The sequence below is a fragment of the Marinobacter sp. THAF197a genome (genome assembly GCF_009363275.1).
GTDB lineage: Bacteria > Pseudomonadota > Gammaproteobacteria > Pseudomonadales > Oleiphilaceae > Marinobacter.
In genome coordinates, this window is sequence record NZ_CP045324.1 from 4109175 (window position 1) to 4126003 (window position 16829).

Annotated in this window: 13 protein-coding genes; 6 read left to right on the plus strand and 7 right to left on the minus strand. The window is 50.6% G+C overall.

What is annotated here, in order from left to right; all coding sequences use genetic code 11:
• Positions 1-8 precede the first annotated feature (8 nt).
• The 5 genes from FIV08_RS18915 (at position 9) to FIV08_RS18935 (ending at position 7236) form a co-directional block, all read left to right on the plus strand.
• The gene (locus FIV08_RS18915; RefSeq protein ID WP_152439445.1) at positions 9-1967 is read left to right on the plus strand and encodes a DDE-type integrase/transposase/recombinase; all 1959 of its coding nucleotides are present in this window, start codon (positions 9-11) and stop codon (positions 1965-1967) included.
• Positions 1960-2946 (plus strand): TniB family NTP-binding protein, encoded by a 987-nt coding sequence (locus FIV08_RS18920; protein WP_172972304.1) that lies wholly within the window; start codon positions 1960-1962, stop codon positions 2944-2946. Before FIV08_RS18915 ends, FIV08_RS18920 begins: the two co-directional genes overlap by 8 nt.
• Positions 2946-4460, plus strand: a complete 1515-nt coding sequence (locus FIV08_RS18925; protein WP_152439447.1) for a TniQ family protein — start codon at positions 2946-2948, stop codon at positions 4458-4460. Before FIV08_RS18920 ends, FIV08_RS18925 begins: the two co-directional genes overlap by 1 nt.
• Positions 4461-4588: 128 nt before the next feature.
• Positions 4589-6184, plus strand: coding sequence for a hypothetical protein (locus tag FIV08_RS19775; RefSeq protein WP_216646158.1), 1596 nt, complete (start codon positions 4589-4591; stop codon positions 6182-6184).
• 506 nt (positions 6185-6690) lie between these two features.
• Positions 6691-7236 carry a hypothetical protein gene (locus FIV08_RS18935; RefSeq protein WP_152439448.1) on the plus strand — a complete coding sequence of 182 codons (546 nt, stop codon included), beginning with the start codon at positions 6691-6693 and terminating at the stop codon, positions 7234-7236.
• A gap of 422 nt (positions 7237-7658) precedes the next feature.
• Here FIV08_RS18935 and FIV08_RS18940 read toward each other — a convergent pair whose 3' ends face one another.
• Positions 7659-8834 carry an NYN domain-containing protein gene (locus FIV08_RS18940; protein ID WP_172972305.1) on the minus strand — a complete coding sequence of 392 codons (1176 nt, stop codon included), beginning with the start codon at positions 8832-8834 and terminating at the stop codon, positions 7659-7661.
• Positions 8835-9074: 240 nt separating this feature from the next.
• Positions 9075-10898, minus strand: coding sequence for a DUF262 domain-containing protein (locus FIV08_RS18945; RefSeq protein WP_152439450.1), 1824 nt, complete (start codon positions 10896-10898; stop codon positions 9075-9077).
• Positions 10899-11885: 987 nt separating this feature from the next.
• Between FIV08_RS18945 and FIV08_RS18950 the strand changes: the two genes are divergently transcribed.
• Entirely contained in the window at positions 11886-12815 is a 930-nt protein-coding gene (locus FIV08_RS18950; protein WP_152439451.1) for a DMT family transporter, read from the plus strand.
• On the opposite strand, the gene FIV08_RS18955 is transcribed toward FIV08_RS18950, so the two are convergent.
• The 5 genes from FIV08_RS18955 to FIV08_RS18975 form a co-directional block, all read right to left on the minus strand.
• Positions 12793-13206 carry a hypothetical protein gene (locus tag FIV08_RS18955; RefSeq protein WP_146136838.1) on the minus strand — a complete coding sequence of 138 codons (414 nt, stop codon included), beginning with the start codon at positions 13204-13206 and terminating at the stop codon, positions 12793-12795. The two genes, FIV08_RS18950 and FIV08_RS18955, sit on opposite strands and share 23 nt — an antisense overlap.
• A gap of 135 nt (positions 13207-13341) precedes the next feature.
• Complete coding sequence (locus FIV08_RS18960) at positions 13342-13926, minus strand: gamma-glutamylcyclotransferase (RefSeq protein WP_152439452.1); 585 nt, start codon at positions 13924-13926, stop codon at positions 13342-13344.
• Positions 13927-13961: 35 nt separating this feature from the next.
• On the minus strand, positions 13962-14594 hold the full coding sequence (locus FIV08_RS18965; RefSeq protein WP_152439453.1) for a MarC family protein: 633 nt from the start codon (positions 14592-14594) through the stop codon (positions 13962-13964).
• Between the two features lie 95 nt (positions 14595-14689).
• A complete protein-coding gene (gene rluF, locus FIV08_RS18970; protein ID WP_152439454.1) occupies positions 14690-15679 on the minus strand; it encodes a 23S rRNA pseudouridine(2604) synthase RluF in 990 nt (329 codons plus the stop codon).
• Positions 15680-15783: 104 nt separating this feature from the next.
• Positions 15784-16803, minus strand: coding sequence for a sterol desaturase family protein (locus FIV08_RS18975; protein WP_228718369.1), 1020 nt, complete (start codon positions 16801-16803; stop codon positions 15784-15786).
• Between the last annotated feature and the right edge of the window lie 26 nt (positions 16804-16829).

Here is a 16829-nt window from a genome sequence, read left to right on the forward strand (position 1 = left end):
ATCTAACTATGTTTAATACCATCGCCGTGACCGGAAACCGTGTGTCTTTTTGCAACTTACACGCGACTCTGACAACACTGCCAAACTCAACTGTCGCTCTTACCTTCGACGACGAAAGACAGCCAACCATCATCAAATCTCGCAGAGAGATTGAATCTGAGTTCGGGAAGAGCCTTCACCTTATTCCGAAGAGGCAGGCCGCTGCGCCCAAGGCTCTCGACCTATCGATTGCAGACCTTGATGAACTTAAGCGACGTTCTGCCTATCTCAAGGAATTGCAGCGGCATACGGAAAAAAATGGTGTTGGCGGGGTTAAAATTCGACGACAGGTCGTGGCAAGGGTGGCTCGTGAGATCAACGACCCGAATCCGATCTCTCCCGCAACTCTTGGGCGGTGGGCAAAACAATCGCACGACCACTCTCACGGCATCGCCTCTACGCTAGGGACGAAGAAGCGTTGTCGCAAATCCTCCTTCTCTCAAGATATCCAGGATTTGGCGCTGGAAGTCATTGACGACTATTACCTCCAGCTCGGAAACCCGACGCTTCAGTATGCCTATGACTGCTTTACCGAAGTGTTTGAGGCCAAGTTTGGAAATAAGGTTAATCGACCCTGTCGAGAGGTTTTCCGCAAGTGGGCCACGCAAGCGTGCGACCCGATCGAATTCATCGAAAGACGAGAAGGTCGGCGCGCCGCAAAGGCAGCTAGGCGCAATGCCAAGAAGAAATTCCAGACCGAACGGATTCTGGAGCGCGTAGAAGCCGATGCGATGAATCTGGCGATCGGCGTTACTGATGAAGAAGGTCGATACCTTGGTCCTGTGACGCTGTTTGCTGTCATCGACGTTTACTCTCGGTCGATCCTAGGTCTGATTGCCCAAGTCGGCAGGGGCGAATCCTCCGGCTCAGTGATTGACAGCTACAAACACGCAATTTGCCCGAAGTCGCCTGACATCCTTCCCGATAGCGTTCAAAACGACTGGGTGATGTATGGCACGCCAGAGACGTTCGTGAGCGACGGGGGTCCTGGTTATGTCAGCGTCCAGACCCAATCTTTCCTGCTCGACGCGGGGTCCCAATCTCAGATCGTGCAGACCTATGCAGGATGGCACAAGCCGTTCATCGAACGATTCTTTCTGACGCTTCGCACCCGCTTTGCGCAGACACTGCGAGGCTACTGCGGGAAACATACGGATCGTCCCAACCTGGATGCAACGATCCAGGAGAAAGCATCAATGACGTTGCAGGAGTTTCGCACTGCGCTCTACGAATGGGTCATTGATGAATATCACCAAACTCCCCATCAAGGTCTGAACGGTAAAACGCCTCACGAAGTCTGGGAGAAGCGGGCACTTGAGCTTCCACCCCAATTGCCTGCCAACTTCGAGCGAATCAAATTCACCATGGGTGAAACTAGAATCTGTAAGATCTCTGGCGAGCACGCTCACCAGGGAATTCAGCTCCATAAGCTTCGCTATAACGACGATGAAGACAGGCTTAAGCACCTCGGCATGACACTTCGAAGAATGGGTCGGCCAGCCGAGGTCCAAGTGGAGTACACGCACAACGACGTTCATTCGGTCAACGTCGTGGATCCCATTACCGACGAGATATTTCAGGCTTTTGTCTCGGACCCAAACATCAAGCCAGGCACTACGCTCGCCGAGTTGAAAGTGCAGCAGGGAAGCACCTACGCCAATAAAGGCTTCACAGGCAAGCGTAAGGCTAGGTCAAGTCAAACTTTCACTAATGCCAATGAAGCGCACGACGAGAAAGTGCGTGTAGCTAGTAGCTCCCGACGCACCCAACGTGCCCCCACCAATGCCATCCATGCGGAACTCATGAGAATCATGGAAGAAGATCATGACACCCACATCCCGGGTAACACGAAGCATTTGATGTCGACCGAACCACTTGAACCCAGAGCTGAAGAATACGGTACAGATGGAGAGTACGAAGATGATTAATGCTGATGACAGGAACGGGCAAAGACCGAAGTCTGCGACGGTCGCTTTTGCGGATTGGCGGACACGACACGATCGCTTCAAACAGGCCATTGATGACATTCAGCGAACTCATGCAATGTCTGGCGTGGAGGGTGTTGGCATGTTGTTGATGGGTATTCCGGGACTGGGGAAATCCTCGATCCTGGCCTCCTACATTAGGCATCATCTCTCCGGAAGAGATGATTTGGAGAGTCCTACTCGCTCGAAAGAGCCAATCATTCTTGTCTCAGTGCCCGCAGAGCCAACTCTCAAGACGCTGATCCAAGAAATTCTTTTGGCGTCGAGCTACGAGGGATCGATCAAGGGAACTGTTGGTGAACTCAAACAGAAGCTCAATGAATTTATCCGCGAGCGAGGAGTTGAGCTGCTCATTTTCGATGAGTTTCAGCACTTTCTGCGCGAGCAAGCCAAGTCCAACACCAGAGGTGTGGTTAATCACATCAAATTGATGATGGATAAGCACAAGCTAGCCGTGGTTATGGCCGGCACACCCGCAGGCTACAGATCCATAGCGCACTATGACGAACTGTACCAGCGATTCGCCCAACGACAGACACGTCTCACACCGTTTCAAATCGACTCAGAAGAGACTCTCAAAGCGTTCGGTTCCTATCTGAGAGCGTGCACGGGTTTTCTTGAGCGCCAGGGCGTTGAGTTCATTCCTTTGGCCAACAAAGAAATGATGGTGCGCGTTTTCGTGGCGACAAAAGGGATCCCGCGATTAATCGCTGGGCTCATAAAAGTCGCGCTTGAGAGCGCAGATGAAGGAAGAATGATCACTCAGAAACATCTGGCTGAGGGGTTCAGCAAAACGTCAATGAACCCAGATCTCAAAACCTTTAACCCGTTTCGCGCGCCCTACGAAAAAGTCTTGGAGCGTGCTCGAGAAGCGCAGAAAAAGGCGGCGAGTGAAGACCGGAAGAGTTGGGATATCCACTGATGAAACGACTCGCTGTGCGGCCAGAACCTTATCCTGACGAATCGTTCAATGGCTTCCTGCTACGCATTGGCAAGCTCAACTGCATCTTCACGCCGAGAGAAATCCTAGACTGCCTGGGCACACAGCCTACGGCCGCGTCCGGAGTTTCTGGGTGGCTCGAAGCTCCATCCAGGACAACTTTCTCGTCGCTTGAACGCAGGCTTGAGAGGCCCATGGAGAGTCAGCGAGTCCGATTCAAAGCACGAGACCAGCTTCCATGGTTACGATCAGAGCATCGGATGATTTCCGATCTACGGCTGGGATTTCCCCGCATTTGTCCTAGCTGTGTTTCGGAGCAAGGTTATATTGATTGGCGGTGGGGGCTGGCGGTAACAGCCCATTGTCCGAAGCACGAGTGTTTGTTGGTTTCAGAATGCCCTAGCTGCCACAAGAAGCTCAATTGGAGCGGTAGTTTGCTGATTGGTTGTCCTCACTGCGACAAAAACTGGAGTGATATTCAGCTCAGCCGTGCATCGAAGATCACCGGGACAGAACGTCAGATCTGGGAAGAAATGACGGATGAATTCAGTGAGATAGACTCATCACGTTTGGGAGACATTTGCCTGGCGATCAGTGTCGCAATGCGACCATTCGACCTGATTCACGAGCCCGTTAAACATTGCCCCAGTCTTACCGAGCATTCTGAATTTGTAAGTCTGGCGTACCAGCTCTTGGAGAGCCCAGAGGTGACTGCCTCTTGGCGCGAACAGTGCCATCAAAAAAGAAAAGGTGTCAGCTTTCTGGGCAAGGACTTTGTGGAAGCACCCTGCAATCTGTTCAGAGTGCACCTGGAGCAGAAGTGGCGAGGCACTCATGAGAAAGATCCGCGTGGCACTGAGACTCCTGCACTAAAGCTTGATTTTCCGGAAGTCACTGAGTACATCTCTCAATCGAGGCGAGACCGGGAAATAGTGTCGAAAGGAGGCTCTGGCTATCGGTACCACGTCACTGTTCAGTCGTTCGCAGAAATTACCGGCATGACCATGGAGTCTGCGCAGGAATTTTTTAGAGGAGACGCCTTAAATGCTCACAAGAATGTGCGCTTCTCTCGTAGCCGAAGATTCGATCTCAGGCAGTTTCGCGGGGTTATCCGTGCGCTTCCAAAGCCCGAGAATTCGATTGAAGTTCTCTCGGAAAACCCAGCGTTCAAGAAACATTTGACCACCTTTGGGCAGCTCGCCAATGACGTCATACTCCGTCAAGTCTCCGGAGGATTCTCGAAAGCCAACGGGATCAAAAGCTTATTTATCCAACGGCACGAATTCGAAAAGTGGCTAAGCGCTCAGCTTTTTCGAAACGCCAAAAGAGAGCTGAAAGTCGAACAGGTCACCGAGGCCCTCGATTGCACGACTCAGTGCGTTCGTGATCTTGTTAAAGCCGACGTACTGAAATGGGCGAAAAGCCAGAAGGGACAACCGAGGGTCCGAGGCCGATCCTTTTGTGAGCATGTCTTGCTCTCAGCGCAGGTGAGATAGCGGGCGGTAAAGGAGCACGGGAGCTGACCTATCAGACATCAACCCGAGAGAATCGCTGTTTTGATACTTAGTGCGGGGCTAGATTTTCTTCTAATGTACAAACCAAATTCACCTAGAGCAAAGCAGTTATGTCCTTAGATACTCAAAGAATGCCAACGCTAGGCTATTTCAACAAAATTATTTGCGATAGCTTGGGCTTATGGTCTAGTGATCCTAAAGATATTTCCTTTAATGTTCCGGCGAATGAGGAAGAAAGGAAAAAAGCGTTACAAGATGCCTTTTGTGCCATCAAAAACGATAATGGATCCTATGGAACGATTAGTGAATTGATATCAGTAACAACAGAAACGGCTCCCGGTCACCAGGAGATAGTTCGTAAAAACAAGACTATCCAAAGCCATATCAATTATTTTTCTAAAGAAGATTTTGCTTCGTATCACGAGCTCATGGACTTTAAAGGATATATCAAAATTGTCATCGAGGACGTCTATAAATCACCGGAGCTTTCCAGTTTTGCCTATAAAATTTATGAGTCAGCTCTCATGTATTATAGGGAATTTATCAGGGAGCATGCTGCAAAGCCGGGAAAGCATCTGGACTCGTACATTTTCTTCGTTAAAAGCACCTTGATTGACCTGATAGGGTCATTGGCCAAAGAATTTTCAATAGACAAAAACCATCTTTTTCATAGAGCTAATCCCAAGCCGAATGATTGGCCACTTCGGACCTTCGTTGATTCTGTGACCGAGCTTTGTGGCGTGTCTCTACACAGACTCCATCAGTTTCATGACTTTAAACTTAATCATAGAACCTATTCTGATAAAGAAATATGGGGAGAAGATTTAACATCGCAGTCCATCAATACAAGGTCCAAACAAATTGTCGGCAGACTCAACAAAAATAATAAAATAAAGTGGAATGGGTTTTATCCAATAATAGAGCCTCTACTTCAACTGCTGCCTGAAGGGTTTAGTGAAGAATTTTTTGAGGTGAAAGCCTATTCTTCTTTTGTGCTTCATAACATAAATCGCCATATTCGTGAACTTTCTTCGAAAGGCATTTTCAGTGAAACTGACGTTTCCAACTGGCATTACCCTAGGCTTGATACTGACAACTGCCACATTCCTGTCAGTGATCGAGTCGACCAGTCAATTAACCACGGAGAGTTTATTGATGGCGAAAAAATCCAAGCCTCAATACACAGCTATCACGAGTTCGTGAAAAATTTGAGGCTTTTAAGTTATTCGCTTATTGGCAGTTTTAAGACACCAAGCACACTTGAGTTTTTATATAACAGAAATTCAATCGACCATCCGATCAAGGATATCTTGGACGTCAGCGATGAAGTTCCATTATGGGTTTATGAGTGGAATGAGGCAAAAATGGCAGTTTTATCGCGCGACGTGGCATCCGCACTCTATCATTATAAAATTTCACTCAAATCAGCAAAGTATTCGGCAGGGCCACTTTTTATTGCTCTTTATACTGAAATTTGTGCCTTTTGCAAGCACCAGTACAAACAGTTGAAAAATAATAATGAGGAGCATTTGTTTGAACGATTTTATGAGCCCTTGGGTGATGATGCTTCAAAATACGCAATACTGATTGGCTATGCACCAGGCACTTTACGGAATGCAAAAACGTTGATGCCAACATCAACTTTGCCTAAGAAAGATGCGCTTCTAATTTTTAAAATAGACTCAAAAATGAAAGAAATGGCATGAAGCTTTTCTCCCACGTTGGACCCTTGAAACCGACTCCCTAGTCTGTTGAAGGCCTTATTCTTTCTGAAATTTTTATGAAACCATGTCGAGAGAAAGGAGTTAGTTATGAGCAATCAGATTCAATGCGCTGAGTGTCTCTGCACTTTGTATTTTACTGGTGAGAATGGATCTTCGGGCGTAACTGGCGAGCTATGCGAGTCTTGTCAGCAAGATCACGATAATGAAGACGATGACGATGATTAGACAACGGTAAATTTTGCCTTTTTCAGTGAATTTCTGGCTGTAGAGTAACAATTAAAGCCACTTTCGAATCAGCAGCAGCCGCCAGTACTGCCGCTGATTCACTGAGGCGGGCCTCTATTGGCAAGCCAGGAGATTTAGCACTAATCGTATCCACTGCAAGCCATTTAATTAGTAAGTATAGTTTGAGAAACCACAATAATGAAGCGGTCGATTTCCGTAAATGATGAGATATCAATCCAATCGCTGTTAGCTAAGGATAGGACATGAGCTACTCAAACGAAGATAAATGTACTATTGATGATTGGTACACTTGGATTGATTCAGTTAATAAAAGAGCTAATGCTGCCAAAAAAGGGGATTTTCATAGTCGTCTTAAGCTAAACAGTAAAACGCTCATATTCGACAATATGAAGCATGTGTATGGGCCAATGATCGTCGGTATTGGGAAAGGTAACTCAAAAAGAAGAACACTATGGTTCTTAGACGTCACCAAGGAAAATCCATATGAACTAGAGTGGAGGGATAAAACTCAGACGTGGGCTGTTATGCGGATGGAGTTCGTAGAATCAAGGTTGGCGGAAAATCAGACCGATAACATGGGTTTATACGACGGACTATCTTTGTCTTTCCATTTTATTCAAAGACTATTTGAAAGAAATTTGATTAAAACGAAAAGTGATTTTAGCAGCTTAGTTCAGAAAGTCATGGCAGGAATCGTACGACTAGATACTAAAAATTTGGCCGAGGATTTTTTATCACTTGGGTGTAAAGACTTAGGCTTGGTTTCGGAGCTTGGTGTTTTTTTGTAGGACTAGAAAATATTGATTCTTCAGGCCGCATGATTTTAAAGACTTTTATTTCTTTCGAAGATATGAATAACAGCAAAAAATCGAAGTTTTTAAAAATCCTGAAAGAGTCAAAACTATATAAAATGTCATCAGTTAACTCTCGGTTTACCGTTATTTCTTCGAGGCCTGAAGATGGAAATTATGACGCATACGATGATTTTGTGAAAAATTATGTAACCTCTGACAAATACATACCTCCAAAAGCAGTGAACTCGAAACTCAACGAATAAGTCGTCGCTCAATCCACCTATGCTGCGTCCGCCCAGAGGCCCTTGAGATGTCCTCCGTTTGCGACTGGGGTGTGTCATGCGTACCGGGGCAAGTCCAGATTGGACTTACCTCGGTCCACCAAGGTAATGGAATAGTTATTGCGGCGCTGATGTTCAAGCAGCCTCTTCTGATTCAACAGCCCTTAGCATCGTAGATAGATCCGGCATTGCTGGTTGGGTAAAAAGTAGATCTCGGATAATTGAGGGCTCAAACGCAACGTTGTTCTCGGTACACGCCGACCTCAGCCTGCGGATAAATGCCATATCCACTTCTTTCATGTGGTCATGTTCAGACTTTAGCTTCAGCAAACGACTGTCGTGTTGAGTGTCGTCAATCAGCTCAAACATCTGAGCCTTGTACAGCAAGGCTATTGCCTTTCGAATATCTGCTGCTGTGACGTCCTTTCGCACCGATGCGATGCGTACGATTAGTTCCTCGATCAAGTCCTGCTTTTCGAGGGGAGGCAAATCTCTAAGCGTATCACCAACAAGGCTAAGTAACTCTCTAGGTACCGTGACCCATTTTTTCTTACGCAGCAGCGCTTGGTAACTCTCTCGGCTTCCAGGCTTCAAATCAGCACTAGGCTGACGGGGGCTATCTGTTGTGATCAGCTCTGCCAACCAAAGAGTATTGCTGCCAGGCGACATTTTAAGTGCCACTGTATCTATGGCCTTCAAAAACGTGGAAAAAGAGCCGAAGCCCATGTCCTTCTCACTGAATGCGCTATTGACGTTAAGGACACCTTGTTTCAGTACATTTAGCGGTAGGGGTTCTGTACTTGCAGCCAAGATAGATTCTACGATCTCAGCTGCATCATCGAACTCAAGCTCTCTCGTGTTTGTTGAGACGGGATCTGTGTGGATATAGCGAGAGCAAGACGATTTCACACTCTCACTCAATGGTGAACGAGGGCCAACCCCGATTACTTCCTTTCCCATTTCTCTGAGGCGACGAAATAAGGGCGAAAAGTCAGAATCTCCCGTTGCCAGCACAAACCAATCGACATCAGTTAGCCGCAATGCGTGTTCCATCACATCAACAGTTAGCTGTATATCAGCCGAGTTCTTACCACTTACAGGATGAAAACTGTGGATGAGTTCGAACCCTAGTCGATTCAAAGGGGCTTGGAAATTGGAGATACCTGGCTTACTCCAAACTCCATACGCGCGTCTGACAATCACCTGACCAATAGCACTGATATCTGCCATCAACCGCTCAGTACCATCGTCCTTCACCCACTGGGTCAGATTTTCAACGTCGATGAAAACTGCAATTTTAGACTTTTCCAAACACTCTCTCCCTGTCCCGATCAGTAGATATAACTAGCCCCAATGCAGTGGACACGCATTGGGGCTGGTTGGACTTACCCATATTTTGGATGCTTCGATGTCGATACCAAGTCGACTCCGCTCACGTTAAGTCTTAGGGCGCGAACGTTCTCTAGTCCAAAATACTCGATAGTTTCAGTCATTGTCTGAGCGGCAGTTTTTGAGTGCATCTTTCCCTCTAGAATGGAGGGCCTTAAATTATTAGTTCGAAGGTTTTTCGTCAATTCGTTCACCACACACTGTCCACGTCTCAAAGGCCAATTCCATCATCACTTTTTGTCGATGGGCGATTTCGGCGGAGCTCCAATCATTGAAAAGGTAACCCAGCTTTTCTCGGGCGCGGTTGAGCCCGGTGTTCTTCCCGATCTGGTACTCCGGATCCATTAAGTTCGTCATTACCAGGTCTGACTTAACGTACTCCCCTTGTTTCCGAGAAAACCAATCTCCATTTAGGTCATTAAAGTTGTTTACAGCTTGATTGATCATGGGTTCCAGCAACGTCACATTGCCAAGACGAGCAACCGCTGTTTTGTAGCTCTCCATGTCCTCATAGTCATCAGGAATCGATCCAGCACTGGGCGTTTGAGGCAACACGTGTTCAATTTGGAGCGATTGAATAAACTGGTGTCCATGGCTTCCCATTCCCGCCATCTGCCGTAGTGAGTTTTCAAGTCGACCCAAAACAAATCGTTGCCGATAACCAGGATTAAAAGCTGTATGATAAATAGTCGGAAACGCGGATTTGAACTCCGGGAGCTTATCGCGTAAATACGGCAGCATAGAATCGCGCAACGCTGCGTCCACAGTCGCTCTGTCATCTACTTCTCTCAAACTTACAGCCCATCGAGCGAAGAGCTGCTCATTTGTTCGCCCCTGGATACCCAAGCTATTGCTGAAGAAAAGGAAGGACTCGATCTGGCGGCCCAGGTAGTCCAGAAGATCGTTGTCGGTACCCGAAGGTAATGCGAGCAACAAAACCAAGTGCTGACGCGAGCGATATTTGTTAATAAAACCAATGTGGCTGACATGAGGAAATTGGCCGCCATCACCAAAATATTCAGTGGCCTTAACCAGTTCAGAATAGCGGTTCGCCAGACGTTCTAGCTCGCGTGCCAGCTGCAAAGGACGATCTTGGTATTGGAGAGCTGCTTTCCCCTCCTTTGAGATTATCCATTTGTAAATTTCGTCCTCGCGTAGAATGCCTTTGTGATACCGCGCAACGAGAAAATACTTTAGAAATCTTAGAGGGCTTTGTCCCTCGCCGCATGACTCCAGATTCTTAGTTAGCTTGCGCCAAGTGGCCTTTATCTGACCGAACTCAGTTTCTCTGGCCTCGCTGAACAACAAGTTTTTAACCAGATCCATGGCATTCAAGCCAGCACCGCGCTGATTAATAGTCTCAAATATCTTTAAGGCGCTACCCAGATTTTCTGACTGAATAACTACCAGTTCTATTCGCGTCAGCACATAGCCGGCATAACTAATTAGTGCGTCTAAGTTCTGGTCAAGCACTTTCCGGAAATGGGAGCTTATAAGTTCATAGGCGTCCCGCATCCGTGTGATCGAAGCAGTGTCCTCGCCAACATATGGCTCGCCATGTATCAACTGAGCAAGAAAATCCCGACTTTCATCATATTGCAACTCAAGTCGTACTCTTGTGGTATCGCTGCGAATATCAAAATCCATTAACCATTGCTTTAAGATATCGAAATAGCGGCTCTGCTTTTCTGAAAGTCTATGCTGCTTTAACAAGTCCCTTAGCGCACAAAGGCTGATTACAATGGTCGTCAAACGCTGCTGACCATCAATCACGTCGAACTGACCATCCCTCTCCACGATTATGATGGAGCCAATGAAATAGGAGGGGGCAGTTTTAACCTCGGGGTCATACTCGCTATCGATATCAAACAAAAACTGTTCGACCTGATCGTCCGCTTCCCACACGTACTCCCGTTGATAATCAGGGACTACAAAATAGAAATCCTTAAGCTTTTCGATTGATTTAACGTTAGCTTCAATATCCATGTTGAGAGATCATTTCCTTTTCGTAAGCTTTAAGTATGTCGGTTCGTCTATTCAGGCCTGACGACTCAGAAATCTCCAATAGGCGGTTTCTTGAGACCATCGTACCGAAATCTGAAATAGCACACGTCTATGCGTTGCGAGTTTGGCCCACCGATATCACTGAATCACTAGGTGTCCAGCAATATCGGTTGATCTGATATGTTTTCGATGCCGAAGGAGGACTCATTTGATTCGATGAGCTGAAATCACCTCATCATCTCTCCTTGTGCGGACAGATCACCACATCCGGATCGACTTCCCCCCGTGGACACTCCTAACCTATGATTAGAGCATAGGTGGAATTGCCATGAGCAGCCAACGTTATCCCCCAGAATTCAAGGATTAAGCGGTCCGGGGTATACTGGTGCGAAGCTATACCGTCGCCGAAGTATTGCAACGACTGGGAGTCTTGGCTCCATTTATCCCTAGAACTCGAAATTGTCCATTAATGAAAATGGCTGGCTGGACGCATGCTCATGACTCGCCCTGTCAAATCGATCATCCGAGAACGGGTACGTTGAGTTATTCACTTTCCTTTAAACTCTGATTCTAGAGGTAAAATGATTAACCCTTTACTTAGTCTCTTATCGCTGCTAAATCTGTCGTCCTTGCTCTATAAACCTTTGCGTTAATGCACCTTTTTTGAAAAATCTCATGCTATCCATGGAAAGTCATGAGAAATCTCGCCTTATCACGGTCACTCAGAATCGTAATTTTGGTGACCCCGCCGCAAGTATCTGATTTCAAAGACCACCAGATCTCACCTTAGCCTTGGACTGACACAAGGTACGAGAGTGGGTAGGCGGTAGGGCTTCCGAAAATGCTTGTAGCCACGGATGGCGGAAAGCAAGCGTACATGGACGTACTCGCAGCGGTTTTCGGAAGCCCTACCGCCTACCCACTCCTGCACTAAAACAGCGAAATTCAGGTAGGAAAAGGAGCACCACCGTGTCAGGCAAAACCGTCAACAGCGCCATTCTGCTGCTGGTCATCGGCAACGCCATGGCCATCCTCTCCGATGTATTTATCAAACTGCTGGAACCCGGCGCCCCGGTCTTCCAGTTCGCCTTCCTGCGCTGCCTCCTGACCCTGGCCTTCCTGATTCCCCTAGCCCGCAAACTCGACCGCCAGAACCTCTTCGGCGGCCTGAGAATCCACGCCATACGTGCCCACATCCACCTGGTCGGCATCGTCTGCATGGTGATCGCCCTCACCAACTTGCCGCTGGCCACCGCCAACGCCCTGTTCTACGCTGCCCCGATACTGGTGATGGTGCTCTCCGCCTTTTTCTTCCGGGAACAACTCACACCCCTGAGCGTCACCGCCGTCTTCAGTGGCTTTGCCGGCATCATCGTCATCCTGCGCCCGGTGGAATTCAACTGGGCAGTGATTGCGGCCCTGGGCTCGGCCTTCGCCCTGGCCATCAACGCCGTGATGGTCCGCCAATTGCCCAAAGAGCAGACCACCGTCCACAAGCTGTTCCTGAACTACCTGTTGATTGTGCCGGCTGCGGCTGCCCTGGCGCTATGGGAAGGCGCGGCCTGGAACCCGCAGATCCTGATCAGCGCCGCCGGCTCAGCTCTGTTCATCCTCGGCTACAACATCACCGTGTTGCTGGCCTACCGGCAGGTGGATGCCAATCAGGTCACCAGCGCCGAATACACCGGGCTGATCTGGGCCGTCGCCATTGGCTGGATCTGGTTTGGTGAGGTGCCGGACCTGTGGTTCCTGGCCGGCAGTCTGATGATTGTGGTGCCGCTGGTGCTGATTGGCTTGCGGCACCGGCGCCGCACCCCGGCGCGGGGGTTTAACCCCGCAGCCCGGGAAGAGCGCCCGGAAAGGCTGGTTGCCGAACCTACCGGCGGGTCTGGTCAATAAGAATCTGGGTATCACGAATGATCCGGGCTGCCCGATACTCCGGCGGTATCCGGTCGTTGTACCCCAGGGATGACCGGTAACCACTGCGATGGTTGTGGTACTTCGGTTTGTATCGGTAATGGGAATGCTTTTTACCATAGTCCCGGCGGTCGTACCGATGCTTGTGGCGATTATCCCGATAGCGGTTGTCGCGGTGGCGATCATGGTAAGACCGGCGATGCTCGGCACGCAGCATTTTCTTCTGATGGCCCGGTGGCAGCGCCTTGCCCCGGTCCAACTGCTTCTGGATACCCGGCGGATGGCCGTGGCCACGGTAGCCGTCTGCCTGGGCCATACCGGCAAAGCCCAGGGCGACAATCAGGGTACTGCTGATCAGTAATCGTTTCATCATGACTCTCCCGTCCCTATCGACTGGAACCATGCTAAACGGAAACATTCCGTGAAGCCTTGCCACCAGATTAATGATCAGAAGGGAGATGTCAGCGCCCAAGGGCCGGTTTTGCACAAGCTTTACATGGGTTGACGTTTAACTGTCCGAAGCCTCGACAGGCCCGGAACGGGTGAGGTGAGATTCAATCGAAAAGGTATGGCGGCAGTCATCCCCCAACGCCCGCAGGGACTCCGCCAGCCTGAGCAGATATTCGGAATTGGGCCCACTGGGGCCAGCCGCTGCGGCAATCTGGGCAGCAATATCGGCTTCCGGAGCCTCGCCCAGAAACGCTTCGTTGTCTTCCGTGGCGATATACACCAAGCCCTCGGCATGGCTGCCATCGTCAAAGGTCATGGTGGTGCTGAAGCGCAGGTAACCGTTTTTCTCCCGCACATCCAGATACTCAAAGACATTCGGCGATACCCGGAACGCCATGCCCCGGCAGACCGCTCCGGGTTGCTCGATCAGCGTGACCACCCGGCCAGGAGCCTCAGGCGTGCCACGATGGTCGTGGGAACCCTGCCAGAACCGGCGAGCCCAACCGCGAATGGAGGCCGGCCGCTGTTCCAGGAACGGGAAATCCACCTTGTAAATCAAAGACCCGTAACCGAACAACCAGACCGAGTCGATGCCGTCAAAGTTGTAGCGGGTACGATTGTGATCAATGGTGTTGGCGGGCATAACAAACCTGCAGACGATACGAAGGCCTGATTCTGTCAGGCGCCTTGAGTGCTTGCAATAAAGCCGGCGATACCGGTCAGCACGATTTCCGCCGCCATGGCAGAGAGAATCAGGCCACTGATTTTCGACATGATGTTCAGGCCGGTTTTACCCAGCACTTTTTCCAGGTAGCCGGACAACCGCAACAACACCGCCAGAATCAGCAAGCCGGAGACCAGACCCAGCAAACCGCCAGCCACTTCGTGAACAGCTTTCAGCTCGGCACCGTAGACCATGATGGCACCGATGGTCGCCGGGCCGATCATCACCGGAATGGCCAGGGGCACCACGGCGATATCGTCGCGGTCTTCCTCTGGCAGGCCCGTGGCATGGTTGCGGGTGCCGCTGGTCACCAGACTGATAGCCGTGAGGAACAGCAGGCTGCCGGCGCCAATGCGGAAAGAGTTCAGGGTAATACCGATGGCGCTGAACAACAGCGGCCCGGCAAAGAACAGCACCACACCCAAAATAAACGCCGAAACACAGGCCCGGCGAATGATCGACGCCTTCTCCGCCGACGGCAGGCCGCGGGTCAGCGCCAGGAACATGGTGACCACAAAGAACGGTGCCAGCAGGAACAGAAAACGGATGGTACTGCTGAGGTAAGTGGCGAAAAACGATTCAAACATTCAAGCAAATCCGGCCAGGGGTTAAAGCCGGTAAGCATAGCGCCTGTGGGCAGATTCTGCCGTAAGGAAGAGAACCTATTGGCCGGCGGAACGGATCAACGCTTCTTGATGGAGGGCTTGCGCGGCTTGCCGGGTTTGCCTTTCGGGCCGGTCGTGCGCCCACCGGCCTTCGGGCCACGGCCAGGCTTGCCTGCAGGCGGTTTGCCGGTGCCTTTACCGGCTCCCTTTCCACCTCGGCCGGGGGAAGGTTTACCTGAAGGCTTTGCGCCGGCCCTGGCCGGTTTACCACCGGCACCCGGGCGGGCGCCTTTGGCCCCGGCGGGTTTCTTACGGGGCTTGCTGGCCGCCGGGTGCGTCGCTTCCGAGGACGAATCCCGAATGGCATCAAACAGCACCGCCAGTTCCTTCTCCGTCAGATCCCGCCAGGCGCCCACCGGCAAACCTTGCAGGCTGACGTTCATAATCCGCACCCGCTCCAGCTTCGTCACCTCATAGCCAAAGTATTCCGCCATCCGGCGGATCTGGCGGTTCAGGCCCTGCACCAATATGATCCGGAAGACAAACCGGGAGGCTCTCTCCACCTTGCAGCGCTTGGTCATCGTCCCCAGAATCGGCACGCCGTTGCTCATGCCTTCCACAAACTCCCGGGTCACCGGCTTGTCGACGGTCACCAGGTATTCTTTCTCGTGGTTATTGCCGGCCCGCAGGATCTTGTTCACCAGATCACCATTGCTGGTGAGGAAAATCAGCCCCTGGGAATCCTTATCGAGGCGGCCAATGGGGAAAATGCGCTCGCTGTGGCCGACAAAGCGCTGGATATTGTCTTTTTCCGCGCTGTCGGTGGTGCTGACAATGCCCACCGGTTTGTTCAGGGCAATGAAGACCAGATCTTCCTCGTCCCGGGGCTCCACCACCTGGCCGTTCACTTTCACCACATCGCCCGGCAACACCTGATCACCCACCTGGGCCCGTCGCCCGTTGATGTGCACGTTGCCCTGCTCGATGTACCGGTCAGCATCCCGGCGCGAACACATGCCGCTCTCGCTGATGTATTTGTTCAGTCGGGTGGAGGTTCGGTTGGCCATGACATCCTGCCAGTTTCAAATGATGGGTAAATGCGCGGGCGGCACACAACCCGCGCATCATCCCATTGCATCACCCTGACGGCAACTGCCAGGCCTAATGTCCGTCAGCGCCTGCGGAACGGATAGAACAGCTGCCCCAGGTAGGAACCCGGCAGTTTCTGGGTGGTACCATACTCCGCCGGCCAGTGCGCTTTCGGGAAATGGTAAGTGCCAAACAGCCGGTCAAAGAGCACCGTGTGTGCCGAGTAATTGGTATCGATGGCCGGCTTCTCCGAACTGTGGTGCCAGTGGTGAAACTGCGGCGTTACCAACAGGTACTTAAGCGGCCCCCAGGGCACATTAAGATTGCTGTGGATAATGATGGCCTGCAGCGCGGCGAACGTCACATAGATGTCCAGTGCTTCCTTGCTGGCACCAAGCAGATACAGAGCCAGCATAACCAATCCACGTTCAATGAAAATCTGAACCACATGGGCACGGGAGCCTGCCAGCCAGTCCATGGTTTCCACCGAATGATGGACCGCATGAAACGGCCACAGCCGCCGGACTTCATGGAATACCCGGTGCTCCCAATACAGAACGAAATCGGCAACCAGAATCAGCATTACTACCTGCAGCCATAAAGGCGTGCTCTGGATCGCCGCCTGCAGGCTGTCGCTGGCCACCCACTCGAAGTGTGTCACCAGGAAATTGCCAAACAGCAGAACCGCTGAGATCAGCAAGTGATTCAAGCAGAAGTAAAAGAAATCCAGACCCCATTCATCCCGCAAGATGACCTGCTCCCGATACTTCGGAAAGAGCTTCTCCAGGCTGGTGAAGACAATAGTGGAACCCAGAAAGGCTAAAATCAGCCAGTCCACACCGAGCGACAGCGGTTTCGGCTCCACCGGCCCAACAGGAACGTTGTAGCCACCCAGAGCAAACGCGATCAGCGTCATGGCAATGCCCGCAGCGCCAAGCCGTTTGCGCCGATCAAGCACAAAAGTGGTGATGCCGAAAAAGAGGGAGAACCACATGCCGTACTTTAAGACATCCTGAAGTGCCTCAGCATCATACGCGGCACGAAGATCGGTGGTAGTCAGGTAGGAAGGGAACAGGTAGGCAAGCACGGCCGCTAGGCTCAAGCCGCCGAGAAATATCGAAAAATATC